The organism is Paenibacillus sp. UMB4589-SE434 (genome assembly GCF_030226685.1).
Lineage (GTDB): Bacteria > Bacillota > Bacilli > Paenibacillales > Paenibacillaceae > Paenibacillus_B.
Genome location: NZ_JASOYK010000001.1, coordinates 878,076 through 902,790, shown reverse-complemented (window position 1 = coordinate 902,790; position 24,715 = coordinate 878,076). Strand labels below are relative to the sequence as shown.

Below are 24,715 nucleotides of genomic sequence, written 5' to 3'. Positions count from 1 at the left end.
CCCGTGTCATACATTGATATTGTTAATCAAATTGTTAGCCTTTTACGCCAGTGCAGCCAGATACAAACATTTTTTTCAGAAAAGGTGATGCTCTTTTGTCTGCTCGACATGTATTTAGTAAATGGAAAAAAACCCGCGTTCTGCAAAACACCTCATTGAAGCGTTACATTCCAGAAACAGCCCAATACAATTTCAGCCGCCTGGGAGAGATGTTGGGTAGATACAAAATGGTGTACGTAAAGCCTGACACTGGTACCCACGGTAAAGGGGTTATGCGTGCTAAAAGACGCTCCGATGTTTCGTTCGAACTAAGTGAAGGAGTTTCTACTCACTCATTTCCTTCCATGGATCTTTTGCACAATAAAATTAAGTCACGGATCGGAAAGCGAAAGTACTTGGTGCAACAGGGCATTCACATGCTGAGCCACAAAGGCAGAAAGTTCGATCTTCGAGTGTTGGTTCAAAAAAATTTGAACCATAATTGGGAAGCGATGTCCATCTTTGGTCGGAAAGCAGCTGCTCATAAAATTGTAACGAATGTAAGCAATGGTGGTAAAATGGAATCCTTGTCTACTTTAATGAGCCCTCACATGAGTCAGTCCTCCATTCGTCAACTTCGCAGCGAGCTTAACCAAATGGGATTAGCTGTAGGCAAGCAGTTAAGTAAAAATTATAAAGGCTTGAAAGAATTGGGGCTTGATATCGCACTCGACAAAAGCATGCGGCCATGGATTTTAGAAGTGAACACCAGACCTGCTATATATGTCTACCGAACATTTAACCCCGCTGCCTATCGCCGTATTTTACGTTATGCCAAAGCTTATGGTCGAACCAAATAAACGATGAAGCTTAACACTCAAAAAGGACGATAGCCCGAATGTGTAATAACATCGGGCTATCGTCCTTTTTCAACGAAATACAAGTTCTGTTGTTAAGGACACTTATGAATATCAAATAAGTTCGTTTCTCTTTCTTAAAAATCGGAATAGAATACAGCTGAATACAGCACAAATGGCGGCACACAAACCGATGAATGCGTACCCAGCTTGGAGACCGCGGATTAAGCCCATTTGAGTATCCGCACCGAATAGATGTTTAACAACATCAATCACTCCCCCTATCATATAATTGCCAATGACACTCCCTATTCCCATTAAGGTGACTGTAAACGTGATAGCGGTATCACTCCCATTGGGATACCTTTTCGCGATAAAAGCCATAACCGTGGGATAAATCATGGCAATACCTATTCCAGCACCTGCAAACAAAAATGCTAATCGTTCCCCACCCAAGATGGCTGCAAACGTGCATATTGCAGAAAACGTGGAAAAAATAATAAGCGATAAATTAAAGCCAATGTTATCGGTTAGTGGACCCAATAGCAGTCTTGCGAGCGCAAAACAAAAGAAAAAAGCTGACAACATACCTGAGGCTGTAGTCGTATCCCAGGAATAAGCCTTTTCCAGGAAATTGACTAACCATCCACCAACAGCCAATTCCGATACAACACCAAATGAGAGGATCAGCACCATAAGCCATAGAGCACGGTCTTTCATCAAGGTTTTTAGTGAAACATGATCTTCATGTGATATATTATCGCTTGGGAAAGTACTTCGCCATGCAAATAAGATTGGAACAATGGATAACGATAACATAACGAGGTACATGCCGCGCCAATCCAGCGTATATCCAAACACACTCACCGACATAAGCCCTGTTGCAATTAAGGGGGCGACGGTAGAACTGAGCCCATAGAAACCATGGCTTAAGTTCATCATCGTGCCTGTATTTTTGACGAATATCCGTGCTCCTAGAATAGCAAGCGCAATCTCAAGCATCCCGTTGCCGATATACATTAGAAAATAAGATGCGGAAAAAGCCGGATAGCTTCGGGAAAAGTAAATAAGAATACCTGAAATGAGCATAGACCCAAAGGCGGCAATACTTACAATTTTAATTCCCCATCTACGCGTCAGGAAAGCAGTAAATGAACAGGCTATTAAGTAACCCAATGCATTAAGCGACAATAACATACCGAGCTGCGATTCATTTAACATAAAATCAAATTGAATTCGTGGGATTGCTGGTCCTTTTATATTTTCTGAAAACCCAAAAATAATAAAGCCTAAAAAAATCGTTGCCAGCTGCATGGCATAAATCCTGCTTTCAGGCTTTTTGAAGCGCTTTTCCACTCTCCTAAACCTCCAAATCAGTATTATATTCAAAGCTTAAGTCAAAATATCATGAAATGTATTCACTTATATTTTATTATAGTCTCTCCATTTATTTAATGGTATTAAAAATAGTAAGCAGTGTAACAAGATTCCTACACTTGACTTAAATAAAGGAATATGTAAGACTTGATATATTTATGTTTGGTATAATTCGCTAATCTATAGCGATATTTATTGGTTTAGTCCTCCTACATTTATTGATCAAGGTGAACTTAAAAATGAGTATATGTAATCGAATTAGAATAATGAAGCCCCCGTTTCCCTAGCTAAGCTTATACTTTTCGAAGTTATATAAGCTTGTAGGAGGGCGAATATAAAGTGAAAACCAAAAAAAATGCAGTCCCATCTTTGTTATTAATGATCGTACTTGTGGCTTTTCCGCAGATTAGTGAAACCATCTATACACCTTCACTACCCGATATATCGCTGACGCTCGGTGCCTCAAATAGTGCGGTCCAGCTAACCTTAAGCATTTACTTTATCGGATTTGCACTGGGTGTTTTCTGCTGGGGTTGGTTATCGGATTATATTGGACGAAGACCAGCCATGCTGGGTGGCCTTGTTTTATATGGAATTGGAAGTTTATTGTGCTATTTCTCAGGATCTGTTGATGCACTTTTGCTAAGTCGTTTTATTCAAGCTTTTGGTGCCGCTACTGGATCGATCATTACACAAACGATACTTCGTGAAAGTCTATCAGGGACGCAACGGCACACCATGTTTGCGCAGATATCTGCAGTAATCGCATTTACTCCCGCGATCGGACCGCTCATCGGAGGCTGGATTGATCAAGCCCTAGGGTTTAGGTCGGTATTCTTTACGCTTGTTATTTTGAGTGTTGTTTTGTTTGTCTATGCCCTATTAAAGTTGCCGGAAACAACTGATAAGTCAGAACGAAAAAAGGTAGCTCTTGCATCGACCGCTAAACAAATGTTGTTGTCACAACGTATTCTAGTCTTTGGCGCGTTGATTGGAGGCATAAATGGCGTTATTTTCAGCTATTATGCCGAGGCCCCTTTTTTATTTATTGAGTACTTCCAATTATCACCAGGTGTTTACGGTTTCTTCGGGATTGTGGTTGCCTTGGCATCGATTTTCGGTTCAATGATATCCAAAAGACTATTAACAAGGCATGCCCCTGAGCAAATCATTCATTCAGGTCTTCTTGTAATGGGTGTTGGAGCGCTTGTATTGACAGTTGCTGGTGCAGTGGACACACTACCAAGAATCATGGCCATTACATGCATATTAGGATCCATGTTTATTATGCTGCTGGGCGCAGGGATTGCACTGCCTAACTGTTTAAGTCTTGCACTTGTTGGTTTCCATGATGTGGTTGGAACGGCGGGCGCTATTTTTAGTCTAGGTTACTACTTGCTCGTTAGCTTGATAACATGGGGAATGAGTGTTCTTCATAATGGCTCTCTATTAACAATGCCACTATATTTCTTGGTGATAAGTTGGGGTATGTGGCTGCTTGGGAAGCATTATATTGTTAGTGAGCAGCGTATTATAAGAAGATAACAATCATAGCTAAGTTTAATAAGGACTTGTATTGTTTCAAAAGGAGAATTTAAGGGGCTAAATTTAGAACTTAATCCTTAAAAAAAGCAGCACTAGTTATAGTGCTGCTTTTTGTAACCATAATAAGAATGATTTGTATTCTAATGCATAATACATTGTACAGATTTACGATTTAACTGTTGAACTTGTTATGTCAGTTATTCATATTATTTATTGATGAATAAAACGTTGTATTATAAAATAATTGAGATTATGCAATCATTCTTTTTACGAATTTAGGAGGAAATAATGGAGCCCGAACCGGAACGCGAAAATTTAGTACAGTTACTTAAGAAAGGAAACAAATCTTCTGCGCTCGCGATGGTAGGCAATGCTTTTATTGCAATTGCTAAAGGTACAGGAGCAGCTATGAGCGGCAGCGGAGCAATGTTTGCATCTGCTATGCATTCACTAGCAGACAGCGTGAATCAAGGATTTGTGTTTGCAGGAAGTATTCTTGCGGAAAAGAAACCTACCCGTCAATTCCCTACAGGATTTGGACGAGTAATAAACATCTTTTGTATGATTGCCGTCATTGTCGTGACAATCATGGCTTATGAGACTGTTCGAGAAGGTTGGCATTTGATTCAGCACCCTGTGCAAGCTGGCGCTGGCGGTGCGTTTTGGATTAACATTGCCGCTTTATTGTTAAACCTTGCTGTTGATGGCGCAATCTTGTTAAAAGCGATGAAAGAAATAAACAAAGAAGCAAGAATTGAAACAACAGGCTTCGGATTTATTCCAGCAGCATTTAAACATGTGGGTCGTTCTGCTCCTCCTACCCGCTTAGTATTTTACGAAGACCTGGTTGCTGTGACAGGTGCACTATTAGCGATGATCGCAGTTATCGTCACCTCTCAAACCTCATTTGAGGCACTTGATGGAGTTGTCACTATTCTCATTGGGCTGCTCATGGTTGGTGTTGCATTCCGGGTTGGTTATGATAATATGGTTGGGTTAATCGGAGTATCAGCCCCTCGTGATGTTGCTGAGAGAGTGGCTTTAATTATTCTTTCTGATAAAGATGTGACCGATATCAATGATCTTCGTATTACTCAAGAAGGTCGCTATTACCACGTCGATGCTATGATTGAATTACGTAGAGGCTTATCGTTAGCTGATGCTGATGATATCAAATTCCGTGTTCAAGATCAGCTGATTGCAGATCCAGATATTACAGATGTGGTTCTGGGTATTATTGAAGACAACGGTGTAAAAGACTGGACGCCGAATGTTCTAAATGAATTTTCATAAATAAACACAATAGCGGTACATACAGACATGGAACGATTCCCTGCATGTATGTGCCGCTTTTATTGTAGCAACGCAACAAAGAATTACTTATTTAACGACTTATTTAAGTTATGCAGCTTAGGATGGACTTCATATTATGGACAATAGCAAATAGAGAATTGGTGGGTAGATTATTTTGCAAAAATACAAAACATTACTATTTGATGTAGATGATACACTATTGGATTTTGGTGCGGCTGAAAAGTTAGCTTTGGAGATGTTGTTTAAAGGTGAACAGGCTCTACTGACACCCGAAATCGAAGCAAATTATAAAAAAATTAATCATGCGCTATGGAAATCCTTTGAGGAAGGGAAATTAGATCGTGATGAGGTTGTAAACACTCGCTTTTCTATTTTATTTAAACAATATGGCAAAGACGTGGATGGGACTGTACTCGAAAATAACTACCGGACTTATCTGGAACAAGGACATCAACTTGTTAATGGTGCCTTTGATTTAATAATGGATCTTCATCAGAAATATGACTTATATATTGTATCGAATGGCGTATCCAAAACACAGTATAAGCGTTTACGTGATTCGGGACTATATCCAATGTTTAAAGATATTTTTGTTTCGGAGGATACTGGTTTTCAAAAGCCGATGAAGGAATATTTTGATTATGTGTTTGCAAGAATTCCTAACTTTGCCGCGGAGCAAACCTTAATTGTTGGTGACTCCTTAAGTGCGGATATAAAAGGTGGTCATCTAGCTGGAATAGATACGTGTTGGTTTAACCCCGAAATGATACCCAATCATTCGGATATTATTGCCACCTATCAGATTCAAAAGCTTGTGGAGCTCTATCCTATTTTAACAGAAAACAACAATAGCATTTTTTCTCAATCGTTGTGCACACAAGCATAAGAATTTATTGATTTTGTAAGAAAATTAAACCTGAGACAGCAAAAAGATGTTATTGTTAAGTAGGTATAGGTAAAACTATCCAAATTATAGGTCTAAGAAAGGAGGAATATCGAGTACTTGTAATATCGTGTTTATCTTGTCCCATACAAAAGGAGGAATAAGGATGTTTTCATTAAGTACCAAGCCCGAACGTTCTGTTTTCCGTATCCTGTTTCTATGCCTCATTTTGATGTTTTCAATCGTGCCAATTGCTTCGGCCGCCGCACCAGATCCTGTTACCAACCTTCAGCTTACAAGCAATTCACCTGTTACAATAACGTGGACAAATCCTACATCCGACTATGATTACATTCGGGTAATCAAATTGAATAGGACTAATTTAATCGAAGTATTCAAAAAAGTATTAACCAAAGGAACAACCATCTTCTGGGATCACACTAATGTTGATTCTAATAAACAATACTGGTATATCTTTCAAACCGTAAAGAACGGGGTATACTCTACCCAGCAAAAAGTAATCCTGAACTAAACCAACAAAATATTTATAATGACGGGTACTCATCTGATGCTAATATTCATAATCAATTAGCGAAAGGAGCTGTTTCCCAAGTGCATTTTTGTGACTTGTAGAACAGCTCCTTTTTTTGAAGTGCTAGATTAGGATCAGGGTTTAGGGTACAACTAAGGTGTATGGAACGGCCCAGGTTACCCCATAAGTATTTACTAGTTTCAAAGTATATACGTAAGTTCCAGGTTGGAGTGTTAGAGTAAGAGAAGCAGATTGAGGATTGTTTCCATTTTCATTTAATATATCTTGAAAAGGGTAGCAGGTAGACGTGCAGCTCCCGTTTTGGTACAAATACCAGAAGTCCGCGTTATTTCCGCTTGTGATGGAGAACCCGACCTTATAATTTCGATTGCCCAAAGAAGAAACGGTTATGGTCGGGACAGCAGGCACGCCCAAGTAGTCCGCTACGGGTATGCGCGACACCGGTGCCTCAATCTTAGTTCCATCCGTTAGATGTGCAATCACAAAGTAATCGTATGTTCCCTTCTGCGATATTTTGTTGTCTATGCAAGTCGTTTGTGTTGTATTATTACATATATCCCACCAAAACCAAGCATAAAAAACGTCATGCCGCTTTACTTCATAATGGCTCACTTCCTTACCAGGCGGCGGATTCCAGCTGATTTGTACTTGTCGTTTTCCGTTAGCATCCTTCCCTAAGTTCACGGTGCTGCTTGTAAAATTTCCGTCTGCAAATACAGAGCTGCTAAGCGACAAAACCATTACCATTGCCCAAATAACCATCATCCACTTCCTCATAACGTTACCACCTTTCCCATTTGAGTTTCTAATCATAAAATACATTTTATTACATATTTGATTACATGATCGAGCTTACCACGATGTGTGATATTAATAAAGATAATATAATAGATTACAGGAAAGAAATTTGATTAATAGAGAGCAGCTAAACATAGTGTGTATTCTCCAGCACCTTTGATGTTTGGGTGGTTAAGCTGACTACCTGATTCTAAAGCCAATCGCAGATGCCCGCCCCATAGTATGTGGCGGGCATCTGCGATTATTAGTTCGTGATTCTATTCTACATCCTACCGTCAGTGATTTTACTCGTTCAAATAGGTACTGACTCTATTCTGGATCAACTTGCTTACTTCCTCCACTGACTTCTGGCCATTCATATAGGAATCAAACTCTTCTTGGACGATAGTCTCGATTTTTTTATCAATAGAAAAGCTTGGGTGTGCTGTCTCAAGGACTTTTTGCGCGTACTGAATTTGTTCCTCCAATAACTTGGCATCCGGCACAGTTGCAGCCAATTTTTGCGCTGCTTCCTGAAGCTTTTTCTCATTTGCTCCCTTATGCAGGGGAATCCCCATCATGTAGTCTGAAGCTTGCACCTCTTCTGTGAGCATAAACTTCAGAAATTCCCAAGCTTCCTTTTGAACTTTGGAGTTACGATTCATACCAAAGCTGTTGCTAGATTTGTAAGTCCAACCGCGAGGTTGACCGCTGATCGTTGGTCTTTGGAACATTTGACTATTCGAATCTACTAATTTGCTCAATAGAGTTTCTGCTCTGTTACTTCCCGTATAAGAGAACAAGCTATTTTTATTTCCGTCACCGGAAGTACTCATACCCTCTTGGTTCTCGTCATTGGCATTTATCAGCCCTTCATCGTACATCGCTTTAATATTTTGCATAAGTGATCTGAATTCATTGGAGTCAAAGTTGGCTTGCTGATTATCCAGGACAAATTCTCGATAGCTATCCTCAAGGAAGTAAGACATGATCATCTCTGGTGGAAGTCCGGCAAAGGCGTATATTTCCTTGCCTTGCTGAACCTGTACCTTCTTAGTGATATCCTTAAGCTGCTCCCATGTCCATGTCCCATCGTCAATGTTAGCGTTCACCTTTTTCAAAAGGTCGGGCTTACCCACCATCATATCCAGCATCAGATTAACAGGCATGGAATACAGACCTTCAGCACCTTGTGGAGACTGGAAAATGTTTTGGAAATACTGTTGCCTATCAAACGACGAATCATTTGTCATGAGATCATTTAAGTTAGCCAATACCTGTTTATCCACCAATTTGTCTTCTGGCAAGTTTCTCATGTCTATCAAATCCGCTCCTTTCCCGGACATCGCTTCAGTGAGTACCGATTGCACATACTTCTCAGTCTCTAATCCAGTCATTATCAAGCCACCGCTAATGGGATAGCTTTTAAGTTCGATATGAATGTCAGGATGCAAGGCCTCGAACTTTTCAACGACCGTTTCTAGAAAAGGGTTTACATGCAATACGGAAACTACGACTGTTTTCTTGCCTCCAGCTTCAGGAGAAGGGGAAGAATTCGATACAGGATCTGCATGATTTGACGTACAAGCCGTTATAGATAACATGGCGATTATAAAGAGTAGCAACCATTTTTTGTTCATTATTATCATTCCTTTCCTTTTTAATTTAGTCGAACCCGGTTGCCATCTTGCAACGGTTCACTCATTTCTACAATAATATCCGCTACTGGGGTAAGACCAGATAGTATAATTACCTCATCTTCTGTTTCACTTCCCGTCTTCACAGGTGTTTTTTGTGCGGTGTACGTATTGCCTAACGGACTTTTCTTTTCTCGCACAACAAATACATAACTTCCTGTACTATCTTTCTTAAGGACCTCTTTACGTAAGACCAACCCTTGCTGCTTAAGCGGTTTGTCGATGTACATGCTTGCCTGCTCACCTCCTTTCAAATTGTTATCCTTCATCGTGACCTCAATGATCTTCTTCGTATCCTCCTGCTCGTTGTTCATAGCACCTATTTCTCCTTTTGCCCCCTGATTATCAGGTGTTGAACTTTCCTTGATTTTTGTGATCGTACCCGTCACCGTCCATTCTTTTTCATCTTTCACACGGACTTGTACACTTTCGCCCAGCTGCATGAGTTCAGATGAGTTTACATCTGTGGCAAATGAAAAATGGAATCCAGCGCTGGATTTTGCTAGGGTTAGCGCTGTCGATCCATTGGAGAGTATCCCGCCCTCTCTCGCTTGAATATCCAATACCCGCCCACTATAAGGAGCCATTATCGTATTATTTTTTGACAAATCACTGCGCAAGCTATCAATCTTTCGTTGTTGTGTATTTACACTTAATTGTTGTTTGTCAAGTTCACGCTTTACCTGCCGTAATGCCTCTTCATCTTCTTCTCTTTTTGCAGCAATGTATTGTTCTCTTTGTGCATCGATATCTAACAGCTGCCTTTTCAGCCCATCTTCTTCATCTAGCAACTGCTGCTTAAGTGCAGAATTATCGAATGTTACAAGTACTTGGCCTTTCTTAACATCATCGTTTTTGTTAACATGAACTTTGGTCACTTTTGTGCTACTGTCACTAATCAAATCTTGCTGCTCCTTATAGGTGATCGTCCCACTACCTTCAATGACTAGAGATAACGTTTTGGCAGCGGCATTTTCTGTCGTCACTTTTGGCAGCATCATCGTTTGAAAGGTATTGCTGAACAAGGTCAGCACAGCCAATAGCCCAAAAAACGCAATAAACAAATAACGCAGTAGATGGCGGCGTATAGCCAGCATTTCAATTCCTCCCTGTACTGTGGTGAATGATCGATGTTAAGAGGCGTTACCCTTTAATACCGGAAAGTTGAATCCCTTCAATAAAATACTTCTCCGTATTTAGAAATAGCAGCACCATAGGCGCCATATAAAGGCAAGAAGCGGCAAATGTAACCCCGAAGGCTTCCTTCTGCAGGCTGGACAGAAATACGGAGAGCGGTTGTAATTCCGCATCACGGAGAAAGATGAGCGGCTGCTCGACCATATTCCAGTTGTCAGCGAATAACAGTACAATAAGTGCTGCAATCCCTGGTTTGACCATTGGTAATACAATAGACACAAAGATGCGTAAATAACTCGCGCCATCTATTTTGGCAGCTTCCATGTAGGCCGTGGGAATCTGGAGCATAAATTGCCTTAGCAAAAACACCCCAAACGCAGCGAATATCCCTGGGAGAATGATGGAACTGGAACTATTTAAAAGTCCAAGACGGTCTACCATTAAATAATTGGGTACAAGCGTGACTTGAAATGGCATTAACATCGCTGTCAGGTAAAGGAAAAACAATAACTCTTTACCCGGGAAACGAAATTTTGCAAAAGCGTAGGCTGCTAATGCCCCCACTGCCACCTGCCCGATTATTATTGGCACAACCATGTACACAGAGTTCCAGAACATGTGTAAATATCCCGATGTGGATACGAGCACCTTAAAATATTGTCCAAAGGAGACCCAATCGGGAATCAGCTTCAAGTTAACGAAATCGTTCCTGTTCGAACTTCCGAGCATATCGTAATTTGCGGAAATCTCTCGTTCTGGCATCAAAGAATTAACAACTGTAACTAGAATCGGGACAAATAAAAGAAGTGCAAACATCGTTAATCCCATCGTTCGTAAGAGTGACAGCATATTTTCTTTAAATTTCTTGCCCACTTGTGCAACCTCCTGATCCCATGTAGTTATGCGTCTTACTCCATAAATGAGCGGAACATGCGCTCAATTAGGAACAAGCAAGCAACCAATACAACAATACAGACTGCCATAAGTGTCGCTGCTGCAGATAACTTCTGAATGTCCAGCGATAAGAACATATTGTTCATATAGTGCTGCAGCATATAAATGCGATCTTGCGGATAAGCTCCAGCTATGAGATACGTCTCCCGAAACACTTTGAATGAATTTAATACGGACATCAGGATGACCAGGAACATCGTAGGTGTCAAATAGATTAACGTGAAGCCAAACAACTTACGTATTGGCCCTGCCCCTTCCAGATCTGCGATTTCATAATATTGCTCAGGAATATTTTGTAGGCCCGCCAGAAACAAAACAACATTGTATCCCATGTTCTTCCATACATAGATAAGGATGATAACCGCCTCAGACCATTCTGATTTCATCCAATCGATGCGACTCCAACCTGCGTATTGCAAAAAAGCGTTTAATACCCCGTTCCAATCAAACATGATCTGCCAAAAGAGCACGATGGAAGCCACCGGCACGATCAATGGCAGCACATATGCTGTACGCAGCCAGTTTCTGAAGAACACACGCTGGTTTAACAGCATTGCCACAATGAGTGAGAAAGTAACAAGCAACGGTACGCTTATAGCGGTAAATCGGATGGTATTTGCTGCTGCTTTTTGAAATGACAAGCTGGAAAGCAAATCTGAATAGTTGACGAGCGTCCATGCAGCTGTGAGACGATCCTGGAAGGCGTACAGGATGCTTGTACCAAATGGAATTAAATAAAACAACGCAAAACCGATAAGACTTGGAGCGAGAAAGCAACAAGCAGTTAACATCTCCTTAATCTTTACACGGTGTATATTCATAAGCTTCTCCTCCATATCGGTAACATCATCAATCGGTATGTTTCCCGCTTCTATGGAGCCTAGTATATTGGGTCAACTTGAAGTTCATATGAATTACGTATGAATGGAATAAGAAAAAGAACCCGGAACTAAGTATCGTTCCAGGTTCTTGGGAAACTCATAGAAAACTTTACGCCATTGGCTTCATTTGTTAATTTATACTGGGCATGATGAGCTTCCAATACCTTTTGTACAATGTATAAACCAAGTCCACTGCCTCCTGTCGTGCGGCTTCGTGACTTCTCTAGTCGATAAAAAGGTTTGAACAGATGAGGTAGCTCATTCGCTTCGATATGCGTGCCTGAATTCATTACATCCAGTTGTATGCCATCCAAAGTTTTAAAAAGGTGTACACTTACTACCTCCCCCTTAGGGGTATATTTGACTGCATTGCTTAATACATTGGACACTGCTTTAGACAACAAACGTTCATCAGCCTGCAGCGTGACGTTCTCCGCTATGTCGCTTACAAGCTTAATCTTTCGGGTATCACAAAAATATTGATAGTTCTCTATTATATTTGTCAGCAGCAGCGTAGCATTCAAAGTTCGGATTTGCGGCCTGAACTCCTGGCTTTCTAGGCTCGAAATATCAAGTATCTCATGAACAAGCTTCTCCATCTCTTGCGTAATTTGATGTGATTGCAGCAAATATTTATCTCGATTGCGGTAAGGTCCAATATTATGAATCATAGCCTCCAATTGGCCTGATACCGCAGTAATCGGGGTTTTCAATTCATGCGAAATCATCGCAACAAACTCCCGTCGCTGGATTTCTTGTTCTTCCTTTTTTTTGATGTCGTCAGTCAGCTGTGAATTAGCCAGATGAAGCTCCTCCATTGAGCGTTGCAGATTGCGAGACAGCTTATTTAATGAACTTGCCAGCTCTCCAATTTCGTCATTTGACTTGAAGGCGAAATCTGTACTGAAATCAAGCATGGCCATCTTTTTAGCCATAACATTTAGGCCAAGCAGTGGTCGTGCAATGAGTCGAGAATACACATATGCACCAACAAAGGAAAGCAGTAGAATTACGATTACCATGTAGGGTAGAAACGTCAATATAACGGTTGCTGCCTCATCAACAGGCTGGAGTGATGCCATGACCATCAAACGATATCGCTCACGATCACCTACAAAAGAAACAGGCATCATTTTATTAAAAGTATCATCTCTTACTACAGGAGGCAAAGTGGAGCCCGTTATTTTAGCGTTATCAGTATCTTTGAGAAAAACAACATTAGGAAAAATGATTTGATTTTTCTCACTTTGAACCATTACACTGGCGTTGTACTGATGTTCAAACTCCTTCAGTATGTCTTTTGCCTTGTCCCATTTGCTCGCTTCGATTTGGGAGACTAATGTATGCACGCCAGCCTCAAGCTTTGCTTTTTTGGTATGATAATAATAAGGAGGAAGTAAAAAATAAAGCGTAAGATATAAAATCAGAGCCGACACGACAAGTAAGATGGTAGTGACTATAAATATTTTGAATGTAATCCCACGACGTTTCAACTTTCACCACCATCTATAATGTAACCTATTCCTTTAACCGTTCGAATGTAAGGCAATCCTAACTTTTTTCGAATATTTTTAATATGTGCGTCTACAATCCGCGTATCTCCATAGAAATCATATCCCCAAATCCGATCCAGCAGCATCTCCCTCGTAATCGTTCGACCCACATTTTCTAAAAAGTATTGAAGTATGCTAAATTCCTTAACTGTGATTTCAATAAGTGATTGATCAATATAAGCTTTATAGCTATCACAATCCAAGCGGAGACGGTCAAAATACAGCTCTTTGGGCTTGGTCTCTGTTTTAGACCGCCGCAGGATAGCTTCGACTCGTTTGACAAGCACATTAAAAGAGAACGGTTTTGAAATGAAGTCATCTGCTTCCAGCTCGAATGCTTTGAGCTGGTCTTTCTCTTCACTTAACGCAGTCATGATGATAACGGGTGTGCAGTGTTTGTTGCGAATCATTCTACACACGGAATAACCATCCATGTTCGGCAGCATAACGTCCAGCAGGACCAGATCAAACGTACCTTGTTGAAACTTGTTGTACCCTTCACTTCCATCACTAGCTACTTCTACAACATAATCTTGAGCTCGAAGAAATTCTTGAATAAGCTCTTGAATATAAAGATCATCTTCGATAACCAGAATGTTTACTGCCACTTATGCTCACCTCGATGTATAATTTTAATCTCAGCTAGTGCATCCACGAGTATACTAAAGCTGTATGAAATCCAGATGAAATTTAACTGAAGTTGTAATGAAGATAGGAAATGTCGCTCTCATAACTCTCACTGCAAAGTTACGTTCGCCTTTAGCGTTTCTTCAGATCTGCTTGACATTCTAAGCAACATGAAGGAAAACTACTGCGCACATTGTGTAAAGTACAAAAAGCGATATCGTCGTCTAGATATCGCTTTTGTATTACATATTTGTCTGTTTTCGAACTTACTGTTCCTGTATTTGTTGTGCGATCTCCGCAAATTGTCGAATTCCGGCACGTATTTGTTCCTCATTTACAAATGAATAGCTCAGTCTGATCCAAGACTGCATCTCATCCAATGGATCACAAATCTGACCAGGTACAAAGGATATCGATCGTCGGAAGCACTCATCTAACAATGCTCTTACGGGAATAGTGCCTGGCAGCTGGAGCCATAGATTGAGCCCACCATTAGGAGTGGTCCATCTCCAATCGATCGGTGCCATTGCTAATTCTTCTTCCATAATATCTCTCCTGATTTGAAGTGCAATACGCAGCTTTTCCAGATGCTGCTGCATCCGCTCGGACTGAAAGTAATGGACGAATATTTTCTGGGTCACTAACGGCGTTCCGTTGTCAGCCAATGATTTGACCTTTATAAGTGGCTCTATCACAGATTTTCGGGCAAATACGGCGCAAATTCGTAAACCTGGTGCTACATACTTACTGAAACTCCGGAGATATACAACCCATCCTTCTGTATCGTATGTGAATAAGGGTGGAGGGGGATGTTCATCAAAATACATCTCGTGAAATGCATCATCCTCAATGATCAAACAGCGATACCTTTCAGCCAACTCTACAAGCTGCTTCCGTTGAGAGATCGGCACGGTATACCCTGTTGGATTATGGAAAGTAGGATTCATATAAAAGAAGCGCGGTTTGTGCTTTCTCATCAACATTTCTACCCTGTCCAAATCATACCCTTTTGGCGATATATCAACCGAAATTAATCTAGCACCTTGGCCCTGGAATACATCAATTGCAGCGCTGTAAGTCGGTCGCTCCACCAATATCGCATCTAGCGGTCTTACAAATAGCCTGGACAGCAAGTCTATGGCCTGCTGTGCACCTGTCGTGATCAGCACTTCATTGGTATGCAAATGAACCCGATATTTTCGTTTAACATATTGGCAAAGGACATCACGCAGCTCCTCATCCCCTTGTGCAGTCGAATAAGTCCCCATTAGCTTGGGATATATATCAAATACCTTCTTCACATACTCAGACAAAAATAAGTTGGGCAGCAAATTAGGATCTATCAGTGCTTGTGAGAATTGATAGGCAGCGGTTACTCTATGGATGTCAGATAATTTGCTGTTTAACTGTACAGCAGAACATTCGATAGCCAAGCTCGCGTCATGCTCATACGAAGATTGATCCACTTGCTCAGGACTTACGTAATAGCCCGACTTTTCCTTGACATAGGCTACACCATTCTTTTTCAACAATTGATACGCTTTAAATACAGTCAGTCTGTTAATACCCAATTCGAGGGCTAGCAGTCGAATCGAAGGCAGCTTATCATGTACTTTCCATTCGCCTCTGCTAATCCTCGCGATAATGTGATCGTATACTTGTTTAAACAGCATGCAAGCCACCTCCCCTTTAATTCACTATTGTACACTAATGACGGTTCATCTGTTCTGTTCGTATTTATCTGTTCTATAGCTTAAGGTGTATGATCATTCACAGAGGGGGAGAAATTATGGTCATCTTAAATTATTTGCTCGTATGTCTCATATTTGGTACAACATTTCTAGCTATCAAGATCGGTGTTGATGCCTCTGCACCACCATTTTTATCTTCGGGTATCCGCTTTTTTGTGGCAGGTCTACTTTTATTCGTCTGGATGATGTGGAGGAAAAAAGCAAGCTTCTCGCTCCTTCTGCGTAAGGAAATGCTGCTCACAGGAATTGGTTTAACATTTGGTACCTTTGCAGCCTTGTATTGGGGGGAACAATACGTTACCTCAGGAATTGCAGCCGTATTTTCAGCCACTGCTCCGATAATGATTCTGTTGCTGCAAGTCATCATCATGCGTCAGTCGCCTAGACGGCGTTCTTTAATTGGCTGCATCATTGGCCTTATTGGCGTGACGCTAATTATTTTACCTACGATTACGTTATCAGCAAATATATGGCTGCTTGTCGGCAGTTTTATCATCTTAATTGGTCAACTGTTCTATTCATTCGGAGCCATTTATTCAAAAAGCGTGACGAAACGTTTCCCAGAAACATCACCCATTGCTCTAAATGCAGCTCAAATGATGTACGGTGGTGCACTATTGCTCTTGCTGTCTGCATGTACAGAACAGTGGCAGTTTCAGAGTTTACAATCAGCAGAAGCGATTGGCTCCATGCTTTATCTCATTGTCATCGGTTCGATGATTGGTCATAGTCTATTCTATTGGCTAGTCGCCAAGACGAGCCCGATTTTTGCCTCAACCTGGCTTTACATCTCGCCATTAATTGCACTCACGATTGGGGTGCTGTTCTATGGTGAATCCATTACCTGGTTAACCATTGTCGGAGCCATTACGATTATCGTGGGCACTGTGCTTGTTAATTTTGATAGTTTAAAGCAATTGCTAAGGAAACCACAACCGGAAATGACAAAGCTTCAGAATGTCTCTTCCTGACATGCTTGACTATGCAGTTATATTAGCGCAACTCGTTTCCATAAGTGTACCTCGTTTAAGAGCCTTGGATAGCCATTTGCATCCAAGGCTCTTAATGTATGTACGGAAAGTTTGCTGAAGTACGCGCTCAGACTTGCTTTTTCTATAAAACACCAACGATCAGCACGATTAGGATAATGTCTCAAATGATCTGATAAAGTCGAATAAGCGCTGCAGTCGTATGCATCTAATTACCTATTGTATACTTAAAAAGGTGGTGTTAGGATAATTAAGTATATTATTGGTATATTTACACACCTGATCGTACCTCGCATGAGTATTGCTGCTGCAACTGCTCCCCGCTGACACCTATTATAGGCTCTGCTTTACCACGCTTGTTCCTGAAAGCCGATATATAGATTTGTATAGGTAACCCCTATTACCCTAACCTGCTTTTCTTTGGTTTGAGTAGCTGGCCAGCTATCAAATAAAAAAATCAGAGGTGATCTCCCTTGACAATCAAAAATGATACACCAAAAAGAGTATTTTTATTAACTCTACTACTCCTATTTATACTGCCTTCTACTCTTCTCGCAAATGGGGCCTTTTCTTCTTACGAGACAAAAAATGCGACTTACAAACAAGTCAATTCATTTTTCAAAATGCCCGATTATATGTATGCCAACCCGCATACCGGAATTACTCTCCCAGATGGTGCTTCACCTGCAACCATACCTACCATCTTTTTTACCTTCGAAGTAACCGAACCGTATGCAATCATGGATATTGGTCTCATGTTTTTAGATGGCGGCTGGAAAGTTGAGTATTTAGCGAAAGGTGCAACTGCAGTAAGGTCAGATGAACCTTGGAAAGTATGGTCTGCCCTTTCAGGTAACCAATCCATTACAATCGGTACTCCTGCGGCCTCTCTGAATACGGGTAAATCGGGCACTGTGCTTAACCATCAAGCTAATCAGCTATTACAAATGAATGCCTATATTACCGATTTAACAAAAGGACCTGGACTCCGTTATGAGGTATACAATGAAAGTGGGACCTTATTAGTCCGATCCGATGTTCCGATTACAACAACTGTCGCGAACAAAGTTAAGAACGAGGGCGCCTCATGGACACGTGAGTTTGCAATGGCTAGTAATCTCCCAACCAATCAGTACATAGCTGATGGGTCTTATGCCTGGAATGCTCAATTCCAAAAAGGGTGGGTAATCGGAACGAACGGAACATGGTATCCATGGAATGACACATATGCAAAGCCACTAGCGAAGAAGATCGAAGAGTTCGGCACGTCTATTCCTTCGCAGTATGCAAATAAAATTAGCGTATATAGTGCAAATAACCCTATTTCACCCTATAAAGATGATTACGTAAATATTAATTATAATAGTTCAAATCTTCATCTATTAAGTCCATTAAGTTCCATTCAGGTGGAGCAGCCCGTTCAAAGTAAGGCAATAAAGTAATTCCACCTACCAAGCGATGCTCTATTATCATTATTATTTATGATACTTTCATGTAATAAGCGCCACTCGGATTGATGTCCGGATGGCGCTTCTTTTCGATATTATACCGTGTTAAATCAACAAAACCTGCATTTGTGTCTATTATTTAGTAAGATTTAACTTCTCTATAAGTAAATGAGATTCCATTACCTGATCAGCCCGAATGCTGCATCGCTCAGGTTGGTCAAGAGACTCGAGAAAGTGTTGGATTACACCAGCAAATCCTCGTCGTTCACCAATGGAATTCCAGCTTCCAAATTTTTTTACTTGTTGGCCGGTTAATCGGTCACTCCACTCAGCAGTTTCCAAATTTAAGATTTCAACGGATCTGCCGCCACCATGGAGTTCTACCTTTTCGATGTCAGCTCCCGCTCTCCTATTCATACTAAACAGTGCTGATGAATGGCCAAATGTAAGCTGACCTGTCGCGTGTAATAAACGATTCTGCTCATCCGCCTCTTGAATATATGAAGCAATCTCATAAGGTTTAGCACCAAACCATAGAAGTAAGTCGATCATATGGATAAGATCGTCATACAACGTCTCTTTGGCACTCAGCTTCTGCTGCTTCGTTCTATGTTTCTGGGCGATACATAAGTCAAATCCTCCTACTTCGTCAAGCCAAGCCTTTGCTTGTTGATACATAGGCGCAAAGCGACGGTTAAAACCTACCGCGAGAAGCCGATTATACTTCGCCGATGCTTCCATCATTCTTTTTGAAGCATCAATTTGATAGGACAACGGCTTGTCGATATACACGTGAATGCCTCTTTCAAGACACTGGATCGCGATTTGTTCATGGACTTCGGTTGGCGTGTGAATAAAGACTGCATCAAGTCCCTGCTGCAACAGCGATTCTACGTCCGTATATCGACCATCTATCCGATAGCGCTTGCCGACATTTTCAACAGTTTTATCCGTGCGAGCCATAATAGCTACAATCTCTACATGATCAAGCTGTGTGAGTACGGGGAGATATGCTTTTTGTGCAATATCCCCAAGACCAATTATACCGATTCTCTTATTCATGGGTGCTGAAGCCTCCTGTTACCTATAGATGGAAATGGTAATCCCTTGTGCCACACCTCACAATGATCGTTTCTATACCGCAGAAGTTATCCTTCCTTAGGCAAGCACCTCGACTGTAAAGCCGCCCGGAGCTTTAACATAAAATGTCCATCCGTGTGATCTTCGTGGTGGAGCAACTTGATAACCATCATCCTTCAAACGTTGATTCAATGCGTTCACTTGATCTTCATTCTCCTGCATAAACCCAATATGAAACGTTTTGGGGTAATTAACCTCGGTGCCTTTCATTAAAGTAATGACGGATCCATCGTCGTCAATCAGTACTGAAAACGAGCTTTCACGTAAGTTCTGGCCTGTATCCATCCTTTTAAGCCCAAAATAGGTTTCTAAAAAATGCTGGGCTGCGGGGACGTCCGTCACAGTTAGATTAACATGATTCAGCTTCATATTGTTACACATCCTTTGTCTAGGATTTTTTACCTGCTCATCATAGCACATTGATGCAAATGAGAATCTTCGGGCTGTTTGTTATTGTAATATGGCGACAAACCCGTCATATAAGATAAATTAACCAAGCACACAGCACACAATCATTGTACGCTGCTGCTCACACGGAATCGCATACGACAATAAATAGGACAGCGCACCCCATAACCAAAGATCCACAAACAAGGAGTATGTGCTCCACTGGAACTCTATCCGCTAATGGACCAAACAGCATCATACCAAGTGGCAAGGCGCATGAATTGGACACTTGCATTAGGCTAAACACACGTCCATGCATGTGTGGATCCACCCTTTCTTGTATGAACACCGTTATCGGCGAATTAAAACATGGCATTGTGATGCCAATAAGGAAGTTTGCTGCCAAATACACGATAAACACGGGAGAACTCCCGAGTCCGATCATGAAGAGCCCATATAGTGCACACGCCAACTGGGTAGTATGCATCCGATTACGAAAGCCTCCCCAAGCTGCAATCAACACACCACCGAGAAGTGCGCCTGCGCTAAACGTCATTTCACTAATCGTTAATCGCCACACTTCTGGACCAAAGGAGCGACTCACCATTAATGGTGTTAGAAAAGCAGATGGACTAATTAATATGAGAACAATAAATATGAACATAAGCAATCGTTTGATGAAGGTATGCTCTTTCATATAAATAAATCCCCGCTTAATCTCATGCCAGTTGGAGTTGTGCAGACCATCCGGTCTTGTTAATGTAGGTACTTCGATTATAAGCATAATGCTAATTCCTACGACTGCCGTAATGACATCTACCATAAACACAGTTTCCAAAGGAGCAATAGATAACATCACACCACCCGCTGCCGGCGAAAGAAACATCATCAGAGATGAAATACTGCTATTTATTCCGCTTACCTTCATCAGTTTATCTTGTGGCACAATTTGAGGAATAAGTGCATTTACAGCAGGTGCTTGTATGCCAGTGCCTGCCGCACGAACGAGCAGCAATGGATAAAGCAGCACAATATCTTCGTATCCTGCACAATACAATATGGCAAGAATGAGTGTTGATCCAGCGATCGCACCGTCAGCCAACATTATCAATTTTTTACGATTATATCGATCAATCCAGACTCCGGCAAACAAGGAGATCACGATTTGCGGAAGAAAGCCACAAACGGTTGATAACGTCAACATGATGCCTGAAGAAGTTTGTAACGTAATATACCAAATAATCGCATACTGGACCAAAGAGGAACCAAATAAAGATATAGTTTGAGCAGTTAGAAATAAAGTGATTCTCTGATTCCATCCGGAATTTATGTTTGTTGCCATGCTGATTTATTCTCCTCTATCATTAAATTGTTCGATATTGGACACCTGATCAACCCATGTTTGATAAAAGGCTTCCTCATGCGATACAAGAATAATGCTTCCTGTAAATCTAATTAAAGCTTGTTGGAGCGCTTTTTTAGTCTCCGCATCTAAATGATTGGTCGGTTCATCGAGTATTAGCATATTACAATCTGTTAGCATTAAGCTGCACAGCTTAACCTTGGATTGCTCACCTCCGCTTAATGATCCAATGGCTTGCACGACATGGCTATCTTTGACTCCACACTGTGCCAGATAACGGCGTATGTCCTTCACGCTCATGTGCGGATAACGTTCAGCTATTATTTGCAGCGGGGTTATGCTGTCATTTTCCCATTTTAAGTCCTGATCGTAGTATCCAATTTTAACCTGATCGGCCAATTGAAAGCTCCCTGATACACGCTTCAGCTTACCTAACAACGTTCTAAGCAGTGTCGATTTCCCGATTCCATTAAAACCTGTTATGACAAGCTTCTGACCGCTGAAAACAACAAAGGTCATCGGCGGCAGCAAGGGAGTATCATAACCAACTTCAAGCTTGTTTACTTCAAGTGCCGTATGAACAGAAAGTGGGCATTCACGAAATCGAAATGAAGGCCTGGTTATGAATATTGGCGCTGCGATTCGTTCTAACCGGTCGAGCTGCTTGCGGCGACCTCGGGCATTTCTAGAGTTGGTACCTGCAATATTTTTGCGAATAAAGTTCTCCGTCTGTTCAATTCTCTTCTGCTGAGCCTGATATTGACGAATATGATCTTCACGTAAATGAGCCTTTTGATTCAGAAACTCGGAGTATTTTCCATAATATTTTTTAACCGTTTGCCCTTCAATATCACAAATGCTGGTCGTAACTTGCTCAAGAAACTCCGCGTGATGTGAAACTACAATAAAGGCTTGTTCGCTTGAATTTAAATATTGAGCCAGCCACTCCATATGGGTTCGATCTAAATAGTTGGTGGGCTCGTCTAACAACAGCACGTCAGGCTGTTCCAAAAGCAGCTTTGCCAGAATAACTTTGGTACGCTGTCCGCCGCTCAAAAGCTCAATCGGACGATCAATACCGATCGCATCAAGACCCAGTCCTTGGATCACTTTATTGATACTACTATCAATGGAATAGTATCCTAATAGATCCAGACGTTCCTGAACCTCTGCCGCTTTATGCAAATACATTTCATCACCAGTTACGGCACTTTCCTCGTATAACGAGTGTAATTCTCGCTCCAGATCATACAACTCGACAAAGGCCGATTGCAGATAATGCTTCACAGTGTCACTGCCAAAGATCTCTGCATATTGATCCAGATGACCGATTTTGATGCTCGATTGCCAACGCACACAGCCACTGTCTGGGACAATTTCACCAGTTAGAATACGAATCAAGGTGCTTTTCCCCGTACCATTTTGTCCAACGATACCAAGATGCTCGCCTTTGTAAAGCTCGAAATTCACTTGTTTGTATAATATTTTGTCACCATGAGCATGGGACATATGACTAACATGAAGTATACTCATCTATTACTCCTCTTTTCTCGCATATAAAATAAAAAAAGCAGAAAGCATCGCACCCTGGTTGGGGCAAGCCTTCTGCTTGATGTACGCGTCAAGACGGTACAGCTATACCAAATTCAGCAACGGACTGAATCGGTTATATCACAAAAGGCTGCAGACAAAACATGTCTACAGCCTCTTAATCTGTAACACCGACTGAAAGCACAACTAAATAAGCGTGAGAATTCACACCAAATTTAACCTGCTATCAGTCGATGAAATAAAAGCAATTACGCTTTTGATTAAGCTCCGGACAACGTCTCATCGTATTTATCCATTTGTTCGGAGCAGCGTTTCGGATATCGTTTAACTGTGTTTAAGCGGTCCATACTACAATAACACCCTTTCATTTGTGATATTGTAGTACGGATCTGGTTACTCGTCAACATTCTCAACATACGATGGACACTACGTCAATTAATCAAACTAGAATGTCACGTGCAGACTTGCAAGGGATCGAACTTTACTGAATGTCCAAGTTAATTCATGAGGGTCATTTAGCAAGCATAAATGAGGAAATTGTTGCAACAGCGTGCCTATAGCAATCTGACCTTCAAGCCGAGCTAATGGTGCACCCAGACAATGATGGATACCTTTCCCGAAGGCCAGATGCTGGTTCTCCTCACGTGTAATATTAAACACATCGGGTTCAATAAATTTCTGTGAATCCAAGTTAGCGGCAGCCAAAGAGACAAGTACCATTTCCCCTTTGTAGATCCTTTTTCCATTCAAAGTGATGTCTTCTCCTGCAATACGGCTCCCTAACATAATCGGCCCGGCATAACGCAACATTTCTTCCACTGCTGATGGCAATAAAGAATAATCTTTTCGGAGCATATCCATCTGCTCGGGATGCTGCAGCAATGCAAGCATGCCATTGCCTATCAGGTTGGCCGTTGTCTCATGTCCTGCGATAAGGAGCAGCCAGATAGTAGAAATCAACTCATCCTCACTTAGCGAGTCTTCTTGTTCCTGGGCATTTAGCATTTCGCTTGTCAGGTCATGACCGGGGTTTTTCCTTTTCTGGACTAGTAACACTTTAATATACTGAACAAATTGATCGAGTGATGTTAGGACGGCTTCTCCTTGATTCGGGTTTAGAGCAGAACTCATTAGGGTCTGTGTCCATACGCGGAATTGATCTCTGTCAGAAGCAGGAACACCCAACATTTCACAAATAACGATAATAGGCAATGGGTAAGCAAAGTCTGCAATAAGATCCATTCTCCCCTTGCCTTGTACAGCCTCTAACAATTCATTAGTAATCTGTTGAATACGTGGACGCAAATCTTCGATCATACGTGGAGTAAATGCCTTGGAGACTAACCTACGCAAGCGAGTGTGATCGGGTGGATCAACCATAAGCATGTTCGGCATCGTTATTAAACGGGCAAGCATTTTATGAGTGGATGACTGTTCTTCGGACGAATAATTATTGTGTTGCTGCTGCACAAATTTACGGGTATCTTTAACAAACCGCTCATCTTTTAAAATAACTGCAACATCGTCATAATTTAAGGCAACCCAGGCTCCCCCCATACCATATACGTCATCAAGGTAGATAATAGGCTCTTGCTGTTCCCTTAACCGCTTATAAAACGTAATCGGATCCTTCATCGTTTCTGGCAAATAAAAATCACCTATCGTTATCGGATTCATTAGATACACACCCTTTGGATTGGATCACACCATCAATTCACGCACATAAGCAGCTATTAACAGAATTCCTCCCCTGTTAACAATTACTAAATATTGGTTTTGACCACATTAGTCAATTTGATAATAACAAAATTGACCATTGTGGTCAATATCAAATTTGTCATTATTATGGAACAAAAAAATATTTTCTTAATGCTTCATTTTAGTTTATTGCTCATTTGAAGATCTATGTGCACACTTCCATGAGATAGCTCGCACTTGCACAAAACACCTTC

Annotated in this window: 21 protein-coding genes; 7 read left to right on the top strand and 14 right to left on the bottom strand. The window is 41.2% G+C overall.

All coding sequences use genetic code 11. The annotated features are described in order from the left end of the window. The first annotated feature begins 50 nt into the window (after positions 1 to 50). Positions 51 to 839: a YheC/YheD family protein gene (locus tag QP775_RS03750; RefSeq protein ID WP_285103713.1), complete on the top strand. Its 789-nt coding sequence runs from the start codon at positions 51 to 53 to the stop codon at positions 837 to 839. A 111-nt stretch (positions 840 to 950) separates the two neighbouring features. Here QP775_RS03750 and QP775_RS03745 read toward each other — a convergent pair whose 3' ends face one another. Next, positions 951 to 2,150: an MFS transporter gene (locus tag QP775_RS03745; RefSeq protein ID WP_285105685.1), complete on the bottom strand. Its 1,200-nt coding sequence runs from the start codon at positions 2,148 to 2,150 to the stop codon at positions 951 to 953. A 441-nt stretch (positions 2,151 to 2,591) separates the two neighbouring features. Between QP775_RS03745 and QP775_RS03740 the strand changes: the two genes are divergently transcribed. From QP775_RS03740 to QP775_RS03725, 4 genes are all read left to right on the top strand, one after another. Then, positions 2,592 to 3,758, top strand: a complete 1,167-nt coding sequence (locus QP775_RS03740) for a multidrug effflux MFS transporter (RefSeq protein ID WP_285105683.1) — start codon at positions 2,592 to 2,594, stop codon at positions 3,756 to 3,758. Positions 3,759 to 4,046: 288 nt separating this feature from the next. Beyond that, positions 4,047 to 5,051, top strand: a complete 1,005-nt coding sequence (locus tag QP775_RS03735) for a cation diffusion facilitator family transporter (protein ID WP_285103711.1) — start codon at positions 4,047 to 4,049, stop codon at positions 5,049 to 5,051. Between the two features lie 175 nt (positions 5,052 to 5,226). Beyond that, positions 5,227 to 5,958, top strand: coding sequence for a YjjG family noncanonical pyrimidine nucleotidase (locus QP775_RS03730; protein ID WP_285103709.1), 732 nt, complete (start codon positions 5,227 to 5,229; stop codon positions 5,956 to 5,958). 163 nt (positions 5,959 to 6,121) lie between these two features. Beyond that, positions 6,122 to 6,487, top strand: coding sequence for a hypothetical protein (locus QP775_RS03725; RefSeq protein ID WP_285103707.1), 366 nt, complete (start codon positions 6,122 to 6,124; stop codon positions 6,485 to 6,487). 141 nt (positions 6,488 to 6,628) lie between these two features. Here the strand turns inward: QP775_RS03725 and QP775_RS03720 are convergent, their stop codons facing one another. The 8 genes from QP775_RS03720 to QP775_RS03685 form a co-directional block, all read right to left on the bottom strand. Beyond that, positions 6,629 to 7,285 (bottom strand): fibronectin type III domain-containing protein, encoded by a 657-nt coding sequence (locus QP775_RS03720; protein ID WP_239330872.1) that lies wholly within the window; start codon positions 7,283 to 7,285, stop codon positions 6,629 to 6,631. Positions 7,286 to 7,590: 305 nt separating this feature from the next. Then, positions 7,591 to 8,925, bottom strand: a complete 1,335-nt coding sequence (locus QP775_RS03715) for an ABC transporter substrate-binding protein (protein ID WP_285103704.1) — start codon at positions 8,923 to 8,925, stop codon at positions 7,591 to 7,593. Between the two features lie 20 nt (positions 8,926 to 8,945). Beyond that, entirely contained in the window at positions 8,946 to 10,079 is a 1,134-nt protein-coding gene (locus QP775_RS03710; RefSeq protein WP_285103702.1) for an efflux RND transporter periplasmic adaptor subunit, read from the bottom strand. A 46-nt stretch (positions 10,080 to 10,125) separates the two neighbouring features. Beyond that, complete coding sequence (locus QP775_RS03705; RefSeq protein WP_285105681.1) at positions 10,126 to 10,968, bottom strand: carbohydrate ABC transporter permease; 843 nt, start codon at positions 10,966 to 10,968, stop codon at positions 10,126 to 10,128. A gap of 59 nt (positions 10,969 to 11,027) precedes the next feature. After that, the gene (locus tag QP775_RS03700) at positions 11,028 to 11,894 is read right to left on the bottom strand and encodes a carbohydrate ABC transporter permease (RefSeq protein WP_285103700.1); all 867 of its coding nucleotides are present in this window, start codon (positions 11,892 to 11,894) and stop codon (positions 11,028 to 11,030) included. A gap of 128 nt (positions 11,895 to 12,022) precedes the next feature. Then, positions 12,023 to 13,447 carry a sensor histidine kinase gene (locus tag QP775_RS03695; protein ID WP_285103698.1) on the bottom strand — a complete coding sequence of 475 codons (1,425 nt, stop codon included), beginning with the start codon at positions 13,445 to 13,447 and terminating at the stop codon, positions 12,023 to 12,025. Next, positions 13,444 to 14,115: a response regulator transcription factor gene (locus QP775_RS03690; protein ID WP_239330859.1), complete on the bottom strand. Its 672-nt coding sequence runs from the start codon at positions 14,113 to 14,115 to the stop codon at positions 13,444 to 13,446. The genes QP775_RS03695 and QP775_RS03690 overlap by 4 nt, the downstream gene beginning before the upstream one ends. 285 nt (positions 14,116 to 14,400) lie before the next feature. Beyond that, positions 14,401 to 15,807: an aminotransferase-like domain-containing protein gene (locus QP775_RS03685; protein WP_285103696.1), complete on the bottom strand. Its 1,407-nt coding sequence runs from the start codon at positions 15,805 to 15,807 to the stop codon at positions 14,401 to 14,403. Positions 15,808 to 15,923: 116 nt separating this feature from the next. Between QP775_RS03685 and QP775_RS03680 the strand changes: the two genes are divergently transcribed. Then, entirely contained in the window at positions 15,924 to 16,856 is a 933-nt protein-coding gene (locus tag QP775_RS03680; RefSeq protein WP_285103694.1) for a DMT family transporter, read from the top strand. Positions 16,857 to 17,347: 491 nt separating this feature from the next. Then, positions 17,348 to 18,316, top strand: coding sequence for a hypothetical protein (locus QP775_RS03675; protein ID WP_285103692.1), 969 nt, complete (start codon positions 17,348 to 17,350; stop codon positions 18,314 to 18,316). Between the two features lie 141 nt (positions 18,317 to 18,457). Here QP775_RS03675 and QP775_RS03670 read toward each other — a convergent pair whose 3' ends face one another. The 5 genes from QP775_RS03670 to QP775_RS03650 all read right to left on the bottom strand — a co-directional run bounded on the left by QP775_RS03670 (position 18,458) and on the right by QP775_RS03650 (position 24,440). Further along, entirely contained in the window at positions 18,458 to 19,384 is a 927-nt protein-coding gene (locus QP775_RS03670) for a Gfo/Idh/MocA family protein (protein WP_285103690.1), read from the bottom strand. Positions 19,385 to 19,480: 96 nt separating this feature from the next. Then, complete coding sequence (locus QP775_RS03665) at positions 19,481 to 19,831, bottom strand: VOC family protein (protein ID WP_285103688.1); 351 nt, start codon at positions 19,829 to 19,831, stop codon at positions 19,481 to 19,483. Between the two features lie 160 nt (positions 19,832 to 19,991). Continuing rightward, positions 19,992 to 21,191 carry an MFS transporter gene (locus QP775_RS03660; protein ID WP_285103686.1) on the bottom strand — a complete coding sequence of 400 codons (1,200 nt, stop codon included), beginning with the start codon at positions 21,189 to 21,191 and terminating at the stop codon, positions 19,992 to 19,994. A 6-nt stretch (positions 21,192 to 21,197) separates the two neighbouring features. Further along, a complete protein-coding gene (locus QP775_RS03655) occupies positions 21,198 to 22,745 on the bottom strand; it encodes an ABC-F family ATP-binding cassette domain-containing protein (RefSeq protein WP_285103684.1) in 1,548 nt (515 codons plus the stop codon). A gap of 462 nt (positions 22,746 to 23,207) precedes the next feature. Beyond that, on the bottom strand, positions 23,208 to 24,440 hold the full coding sequence (locus tag QP775_RS03650) for a cytochrome P450 family protein (protein WP_285103682.1): 1,233 nt from the start codon (positions 24,438 to 24,440) through the stop codon (positions 23,208 to 23,210). Positions 24,441 to 24,715 lie beyond the last annotated feature (275 nt).

Bases quoted from the DNA above. Each gene is read 5' to 3' on its own strand.
- QP775_RS03740 (WP_285105683.1), top strand. From the start codon at position 2,592: ATGATCGTACTTGTGGCTTTTCCGCAGATTAGTGAAACCATCTATACA.
- QP775_RS03710 (WP_285103702.1), bottom strand. From the start codon at position 10,079: ATGCTGGCTATACGCCGCCATCTACTGCGTTATTTGTTTATTGCGTTT.
- QP775_RS03715 (WP_285103704.1), bottom strand. From the start codon at position 8,925: ATGAACAAAAAATGGTTGCTACTCTTTATAATCGCCATGTTATCTATA.
- QP775_RS03735 (WP_285103711.1), top strand. From the start codon at position 4,047: ATGGAGCCCGAACCGGAACGCGAAAATTTAGTACAGTTACTTAAGAAA.
- QP775_RS03685 (WP_285103696.1), bottom strand. From the start codon at position 15,807: ATGCTGTTTAAACAAGTATACGATCACATTATCGCGAGGATTAGCAGA.
- QP775_RS03680 (WP_285103694.1), top strand. From the start codon at position 15,924: ATGGTCATCTTAAATTATTTGCTCGTATGTCTCATATTTGGTACAACA.
- QP775_RS03745 (WP_285105685.1), bottom strand. From the start codon at position 2,150: ATGCAGCTGGCAACGATTTTTTTAGGCTTTATTATTTTTGGGTTTTCA.
- QP775_RS03655 (WP_285103684.1), bottom strand. From the start codon at position 22,745: ATGAGTATACTTCATGTTAGTCATATGTCCCATGCTCATGGTGACAAA.
- QP775_RS03660 (WP_285103686.1), bottom strand. From the start codon at position 21,191: ATGGCAACAAACATAAATTCCGGATGGAATCAGAGAATCACTTTATTT.
- QP775_RS03705 (WP_285105681.1), bottom strand. From the start codon at position 10,968: ATGCTGTCACTCTTACGAACGATGGGATTAACGATGTTTGCACTTCTT.
- QP775_RS03670 (WP_285103690.1), bottom strand. From the start codon at position 19,384: ATGAATAAGAGAATCGGTATAATTGGTCTTGGGGATATTGCACAAAAA.
- QP775_RS03725 (WP_285103707.1), top strand. From the start codon at position 6,122: ATGTTTTCATTAAGTACCAAGCCCGAACGTTCTGTTTTCCGTATCCTG.
- QP775_RS03665 (WP_285103688.1), bottom strand. From the start codon at position 19,831: ATGAAGCTGAATCATGTTAATCTAACTGTGACGGACGTCCCCGCAGCC.
- QP775_RS03700 (WP_285103700.1), bottom strand. From the start codon at position 11,894: ATGAATATACACCGTGTAAAGATTAAGGAGATGTTAACTGCTTGTTGC.
- QP775_RS03650 (WP_285103682.1), bottom strand. From the start codon at position 24,440: ATGAATCCGATAACGATAGGTGATTTTTATTTGCCAGAAACGATGAAG.
- QP775_RS03720 (WP_239330872.1), bottom strand. From the start codon at position 7,285: ATGAGGAAGTGGATGATGGTTATTTGGGCAATGGTAATGGTTTTGTCG.